This window comes from Mesorhizobium sp. M7A.T.Ca.US.000.02.2.1, from assembly GCF_003996995.1.
Lineage (GTDB): Bacteria > Pseudomonadota > Alphaproteobacteria > Rhizobiales > Rhizobiaceae > Mesorhizobium.
In genome coordinates this window covers 1-2293 of sequence record NZ_RZTT01000646.1, presented here as the reverse complement: position 1 = coordinate 2293, position 2293 = coordinate 1, and the positions used below count along the sequence as shown (strand labels likewise).

The 2293-nt window shown below is 61.6% G+C and carries 3 protein-coding genes and 1 pseudogene; 3 read left to right on the top strand and 1 reads right to left on the bottom strand.

Features of this window, described 5'->3' with window-relative positions:
• The 3 genes from trmFO to EOD15_RS37395 form a co-directional block, all read left to right on the top strand.
• Positions 1 to 1212, top strand: a 1212-nt coding sequence (gene trmFO / locus EOD15_RS32995; protein WP_127409228.1) for a methylenetetrahydrofolate--tRNA-(uracil(54)-C(5))-methyltransferase (FADH(2)-oxidizing) TrmFO, incomplete at its 5' end; no start/stop codon positions are given.
• A gap of 74 nt (positions 1213 to 1286) precedes the next feature.
• A complete protein-coding gene (locus EOD15_RS32990) occupies positions 1287 to 1577 on the top strand; it encodes a type II toxin-antitoxin system ParD family antitoxin (RefSeq protein WP_127321632.1) in 291 nt (96 codons plus the stop codon).
• A gap of 96 nt (positions 1578 to 1673) precedes the next feature.
• Positions 1674 to 1853, top strand: a complete 180-nt coding sequence (locus EOD15_RS37395; RefSeq protein WP_348629443.1) for a type II toxin-antitoxin system RelE/ParE family toxin — start codon at positions 1674 to 1676, stop codon at positions 1851 to 1853.
• A 49-nt stretch (positions 1854 to 1902) separates the two neighbouring features.
• On the opposite strand, the pseudogene EOD15_RS32980 reads toward EOD15_RS37395, so the two are convergent.
• Positions 1903 to 2293, bottom strand: a pseudogene (locus EOD15_RS32980) (sterol desaturase family protein); the annotation flags it as partial.

Sequence of the window (2293 nt, the reverse complement as noted above, 5' to 3'; positions counted from 1 at the left end):
GGCCTGTTGCATGCCGAAATGCGGCTGGCCGGCTCGTTGATCATGAGCGCCGGCGACGCCAACCAGGTTCCGGCCGGCGGCGCGCTGGCCGTCGATCGCGACGGGTTCGCCGACGCAGTGACGAAAAAGCTCGAAGCACACCCGCTGATCACCATCCAGCGCGAGGAAGTGCCTGGTCTGCCGCCGGCGGATTGGGACCAGGCGATCGTCGCCACGGGCCCATTGACCGCCCCCGGGCTTGCCCAGTCGATCGCGGAAGCGACCGGCGCCGATGCGCTCGCCTTCTTCGACGCCATCGCGCCAATCGTCCATTTCGACACGATCGACATGGATACCTGCTGGTTCCAGTCGCGCTACGACAAGGTCGGGCCAGGCGGCACCGGCAAGGACTACATCAATTGTCCTATGGACAAGGACCAGTACCTTGCCTTCGTGCAAGCGCTGGTCGACGGCCAGAAAACCGAATTCAAGCAATGGGAAGGCACGCCCTATTTCGACGGCTGCCTGCCGATCGAGATCATGGCCGAGCGCGGCGTCGAGACGCTGCGCTACGGGCCGATGAAACCGATGGGGCTGACCAACGCGCACAATCCGACCGTAAAGGCCTATGCCGTGGTGCAGCTGCGGCAGGACAATGCGCTGGGCACGCTCTACAACATGGTCGGTTTCCAGACCAAGTTGAAGCATGCCGAGCAGGTGCGCGTGTTCCGCACCATACCGGGTCTCGAAAACGCCGATTTCGCCCGCCTCGGCGGCCTGCACCGCAACACCTACATCAACTCGCCGACCTTGCTGGACGCTTCGCTGCAACTGAAGTCGCGGCCCGGCCTGCGTTTCGCCGGCCAGATCACCGGCTGCGAAGGCTATGTCGAAAGTGCCGCGATCGGTCTGCTTGCCGGCCGCTTCGCCGCAGCCGAGCGTCTCGGCCACTCACCGTCCCTGCCGCCGCTGACCACGGCCTTCGGCGCCCTGCTCAACCACATCACCGGCGGGCACATCGTGTCCGACGATGAGCCGGGCAAGCGCTCCTTCCAGCCGATGAACGTCAATTTCGGCCTGTTCCCGCCCGTCGAAGCCCCGAAGACCGAGGGCAAACGCATGCGCGGCAAGGACAAGACTGTTGCCAAAAGGCACGCCATCACCTCGCGCGCGCGCGCTGATTGCAGGGAGTGGCTGGGGTTGGCGGCGCAAACGGCCGAAGCCGCGGAATAGACGACTTCGCATTCTGATTGGATCTTATGTATAAAGTAGGATAGTATCCTACTTTATACATAAGAGAGGCATCCATGGAATCCGCCGAGAAACTGTCGGTCACCGTCACGCCCGCTATGGCGCGCATGATCCGGGAGAAGGTCGAAGACGGCTCCTTCGGTTCGGCCAGTGAAGTCATCCGTGCAGCCCTTCGCGCCTTCCAGCGCGAAGAAGAGGAACATGCAGAGCGTATGGCGTCGATCAGAGCGCGGGTGAAGGCGTCGATTGAGGACACAAGGCCGGGCTATTCGGGGGAAAAGGTTCGCGACCATCTTAGGGAGCTCGCCGCTGAATATTCGAGCCGCGGCGATGATTCAGCGGCTTGAGATTGAATACGGCGAAAATGCCAGAAATGATCTGGCCGAGATTTTCAGACATATCGTCGACGCCGGCGGAAGCGTTGAGTTGCGCTGAAGTTTACTTTGCGCATTGAAGACCGCTGCCAGAATATCGGCAATGCACCACGCAGCGGTCGTTCCCGCGATGATATCCTGCCAGGATTGCGAACAGTTCCGTTCGAGCACTCTGCAGTCATCGCTTACATCGTCGACGATAACTTCGTCCGCATCGTCAACATCTTCTTATGGCGGTCGCGACTATGAGACGCTGATGCGCGACGGCAGGTCGCACTAACCATCCTGAGGCGACAAGTTACTCGGCCGGCTCGACACCAGCTATCGGCAACCCCGGCTTGCCGGCCTCATCAGGATTTCTCCTGACATAGGCGGCCTTCAGGCTTTCCGACGTCTCGCGCGAGCCGTCATGGCTCCAGCCCGGCGGCTTGATCAGATAGTTCAGGCGATCGCTCAAGGTCAGGCTAGGCGCAAAGGCGTCCCGGAACATGCCGATCCATTCATGGAATGCCACTTTCAGCGGATTGAAGGTGCCGAGGTTCCTGACGATGCCGTAGCGCGGCCGGTCCTCGTCCAGTTCCCCGACGAAGGTGCCGAATATGCGGTCCCAGATGATCAGCGTGCCGGCATAATTGGCGTCGAGGTAGCGCGGATTGGTGGCGTGGTGGACGCGGTGGTGCGACTGTCTC

Excerpts from the sequence above, each read along its gene's own strand:
- EOD15_RS32990 (WP_127321632.1), top strand. The coding sequence starts at position 1,287 with ATGGAATCCGCCGAGAAACTGTCGGTCACCGTCACGCCCGCTATGGCG.